This window comes from Dapis hubbardiae BLCC-M172, assembly GCF_050016015.1.
Classification (GTDB): Bacteria; Cyanobacteriota; Cyanobacteriia; order Cyanobacteriales; family Microcoleaceae; genus Trichodesmium.
Window position 1 is genome coordinate 1 of record NZ_JBNHEQ010000092.1, and the last position, 4,602, is coordinate 4,602.

Consider the following 4,602-nt stretch of genomic DNA (forward strand, 5'->3'; position numbering starts at 1 on the left):
GGGGAGTAGGGGAGTAGGGGAGTAGGGGAGTAGGGGAGTAGGGGAGTAGGGGAGAAATTAAAATGTATCCTCTCGATCGCCAAATATTTTATTTATACCATTACATCCGGACATGATATCACCTCTAGGTGTAGAGGCAATCACAGGAGAATTTCCCCTATAATTTGATCAAAATCCAAAATTTGTTTATCTCAACAATTTTATTGATGCTATGTATAGCAATCATATTATATTTCAGTTGTGAGATTTTTAGTGGTAATATCATGTCCGGTTGAACAGTTATAAATAACGAGGGAGGAGTCAGGAGTCAGGAGTCAGGAGTCAGGAGGGAAGTGGGAAAAAGGAAGTATCAAAAGGAGAAAGTTTTTTTATCACTAATTATCCGGACATGATATAATTAGGAGTCAAGGAGTCAGAATATCAAAGGATTTTGATTGATATTAATTATTATTAAATATATCATAAATCATTTCTGATTGCTATATTTATATCCAAAACACTAGAAAATAGTTAATTACTAATTACAACTTGAGGTGCTAATAATAAATTTTGTTCGGATTTGATTAATTGCCCAATACCTAGAAATTCACCTTCTAGATTGTATACTCGGAAATGATTATCAGTTTTTTCAGATTCTATTTCCCATCTTTTTTGATAGGGTAAACGTTGACCTTGACACCATCTTTTTCCATCTTCAGCAACTAAAAATATCCCTGGTAAATGTGCCAATGCTATTTCCATAGATAAAAGACTAAATTTATTTTCCTGTAACTGATTTTCCACTTCTGCAAAAGTGAGACTATTTTTCCTAGAAAAACCACTACTTTCTGTTCTGGTTAAAGCAGCTAAAGTTCCACCAGTATTTAAAATTGCTCCTAAGTCGCGGGCGATCGCTCGAATATAAGTACCACTACCACAAGCGATCGCCAAATCTACTTCTGGAAAATCTCCAGGTCGCCAGTCAAGAATTTCTATATTAAATACTTCAACAACGCGAGTGGGAACTTCAACTGTTTTTCCCTGACGCGCTAAATCATAAAGTCGCTTTCCTTGTACTTGTATTGCACTATAACTCGGTGGTACTTGCTCAATTTTACCTAAGAAATTTGGCAGCACTGCTTCAATATCAGACAACATTAATTCTGGAACTGGTGCAGATTGAACAATTTCTCCCTCTAAGTCATCAGTAGTAGTGATCGTACCAAATCTGACTGTACCAATATAAGCTTTTTGTGAGGGGAGAAATTGTAATAATCTAGTTGCCTTTCCTACCGCGATAGGTAAAACACCAGTAGCAGCAGGGTCGAGAGTTCCTCCATGTCCGACACGCTTGAGATGTAGCAACTTTCGTACCTTTGCTACGCAGTCGTGGGAAGTCATACCAGATGGTTTGTTAAGATTAAGAAATCCTTGCATTATATTAATAGGGAACAGGAAATAGAGAACAGGGAATAGGTTTTTGGATCAGTCTAACTTAGTTTTAGGCGCTGCATAATCTAGATATCAATTATCAATATTCACTACCCAAAGTGTATTTAATATTTGTCTCAGATAATTGTGAAGTCAAGGTCATCTTCATCGACTATACCAAGAACTATTGCCAGAAAATCTTCTTCGTCATTTCTTAACCTAATAACTATCCCATTTTCTCCATTTTCCCCACCTACTAAGGTTGTGTCAAAATCCAGGTCATTGCGCTCCAAATCACCTATTAATCCAATTCGATCTTCATCACGATTATAATCAGTAATAATATCTGCTTCTGATGCACTCAGACCACCTGTGTTTTCAGCAAGAACAAATGTATCTTCTCCGGTTCCTCCTGTTAAAGTGTCAGACCCGCGATCGCCTACTAAAGTATCATTACCTTCACCTCCATCTAGACAATCATTTCCTTTACCTCCGTATAGACAATCATCCTCTAAATTTCCAAAAAGACAGTCATTCCCTCTATTACCAAAAAGTGTATCTTCACCATCACCTCCATCTAGAAAGTCATTATCCCTACCACCCCACAATGTATCTTCACCATTATTCCCTAAAAGAGAATCCTGTTCTTGATTACCAAATAGGGAATCATCACCCAATCCTCCTAAAAGTGTATCATTACTCTCATTGCCAAAAATTATATCTCCTCCATCTCTAGCATCTATGGAATCTCGATCTGCCGATCCCACAATTGAATCTGCTCCTGCTGTACCAATGGTTGGCTCGTCGTCATCTTCTCTAACCAGAATTTCATTGAACGAACTTCCAGAACCTCCACCTCCATCGGGACTTGTCCCATTACTACCCATACTACCTCCGTCTCCATTATCCGGAGGTGGCCTCAAAAGATCAACTATAGTACCATTAAAAATACCTTCTTCTGTTGCAGTTACCATAACACTTTTCTGAATAACTTCTTTGTCTGATTATATTAGTATTTACCGAAAATTAAGGTATAAAGACTCTCCATTCATGGAGAAAAAAGCGGTCGTTTAGCGTTAGCTAAACACAAACGCACTTCGCCTTTCGCAGACATGAATGCGGAACATTCAGAAGTGCGCCATATCGAATCGACCAAGAGAAGAAAAAAATTTCCTTGAGCAAAATCCTCTTCTTTATAAGAGCAGGTAATTATTAATTGTTAATTATTAATTATTGAAATCTTTTTAATTAGATTTCTTTAGGTCAGTAATATAGAACCAATTTTAGAGCTATTTAATTACTATTGATAAGTCTTTTATGGTAGTTTTAGCTTAAGAGAGAATTCTATCTCTCAAGATATGCTAGGGATGATGGGATAATATTTATTCAATCAAAATTTGAGGCAAAAGCTTTTTTACCCAATTATTATTTAATAATTATTAAATAATAATTCTGGTTTAAAGCCTCCCCTTGGATAGGGAAAAAAAAGTGCTAGGATATTTCCCGATATTCAATTCCGTAACGGTTTTAACCTTCTTGTAATTATCAATTATCCATTATCAATTATCAATTAATGAAACCAGCTAATAGCTTTTGAACCCTGACTCCTAACTTATAGTTTTAGGAAAAATCAACATCAGTTTTGAAATAAAAATCAGCCTTCAAATTTAATTTTTCTGTCTTGCCAAATTTATCTATAATTCCTACTCCTGAGTTCTGATTTTGACTAAAAAACTGAAGACATACATACTAAATACCTCTTGTATGTATATGTCCCCAAAATAAAACTATAATAGCTACAGAGTGTCAAGTGTGATTAATCTGTATGTCCATAATTTCTTAAATTCATGTATTATAGTAGTACCCATTAAGTTTAGAAGATTGGTATATACTGAACACCTTGTTTTAGTAAAATTATGCCTTTTGGCTTTTGCTTTTTACCTGACCTATAACGATATATCTTCTTATTTTGACAAGTATCTTGGCGAAGCCATAAATTTTTGTTAATTTTAAACTAAGCAGACAATAGAAAAGTCAAACTAAAAAAATAGTTTGTTGATATTTAGACTTGCAATTAAACTAATTATAAAAGCAAGTTCTGATAAATTGATAAATTAACGGCTAACTGCTACAGCTCAAGCTATCAGAGTAACACTTATATACTGGAGTGCAAAGAAATAGTAATGTTTAATCCAACAGAAATCTTAATAGATACTTTTGTCAAGGAGCTACAAGCAGGATACCATCGTACTTATGGTGGTTTTAAACCAGACTATCCAGAAATTATTGCCTGGGCAGGAAATATGGCTCTGGAAAATATCGCTAATTGTGACGCATTATATCACAATGTTGAACACACAATGTTAGTTACTCTTGTGGGGCAAGAAATTTTGCGGGGTAAGCACATTCGTGAAGGTGGAGTTTCTCCTGAAGATTGGTTACATTATATTATTTCTTTATTGTGTCATGATATTGGCTATACGAAGGGAGTCTGTCGAGAAGACCAAGAATTATTAGGTCGATATGCTACAGGAATAAATGCTGGGATGGTTTCTTTATCAGATGGGGCTACTGCAGCTAGCTTAACACCTTATCATGTTGACCGGGGTAAATTAGTAATAGATGAACGTTTTGGTGGTCATAGATTAATTGATGCGGAGCAAATAAAACGTAATATTGAATTAACTCGTTTTCCTGTTCCGGCAGAAGAAACTCATCAAGATAGAAATAATTTTTCTGGGTTATCAAGGGCGGCAGATTTAATTGGTCAATTAAGTGACCCGAATTATTTGCTCAAAATTAATGCTTTATTTTATGAATTTGAAGAAGTTGGTACTAATAAAGTTTTAGGTTATAAATCTCCTGGGGATCTCCGACGCAGCTACGGGAAATTTTACTGGAATGGGGTTTATCCTTATATTCCTGCAGCTCTTAATTATTTGGAATTAACTCAAAGCGGAAAACAAATTATTGCTAATCTCTATGCAAATGTATTTCAGGTAGAACATGAACCTAAGACAAAAGTTAATGGTACAAAATCAGGTAATGGTGATGATAAAAGTCGCAATAATGGAGGTGTGGAAGTAAAAATACCAATCAGAGAAAAGAAATTTAGTGAGTTTTTAGATTTGAATTTATAGGGAATTTAATCAGTTATCAGTTATCAGTTATCAGTTATCAGTACCGAAGACT

At 35.1% G+C, this 4,602-nt stretch carries 3 protein-coding genes; 1 reads left to right on the forward strand and 2 read right to left on the reverse strand.

The window, feature by feature from the left end; genetic code table 11:
* Window positions 1-510 precede the first annotated feature (510 nt).
* Complete coding sequence (gene truB / locus ACP6PK_RS08965) at window positions 511-1,416, reverse strand: tRNA pseudouridine(55) synthase TruB (protein WP_426559316.1); 906 nt, start codon at window positions 1,414-1,416, stop codon at window positions 511-513.
* A 131-nt stretch (window positions 1,417-1,547) separates the two neighbouring features.
* On the reverse strand, window positions 1,548-2,384 hold the full coding sequence (locus ACP6PK_RS08970) for a calcium-binding protein (protein ID WP_426559317.1): 837 nt from the start codon (window positions 2,382-2,384) through the stop codon (window positions 1,548-1,550).
* A gap of 1,209 nt (window positions 2,385-3,593) precedes the next feature.
* Between ACP6PK_RS08970 and ACP6PK_RS08975 the strand changes: the two genes are divergently transcribed.
* Window positions 3,594-4,550 carry an Npun_R2479 family HD domain-containing metalloprotein gene (locus ACP6PK_RS08975; protein ID WP_426559318.1) on the forward strand — a complete coding sequence of 319 codons (957 nt, stop codon included), beginning with the start codon at window positions 3,594-3,596 and terminating at the stop codon, window positions 4,548-4,550.
* The last annotated feature ends 52 nt before the right edge of the window (window positions 4,551-4,602 follow it).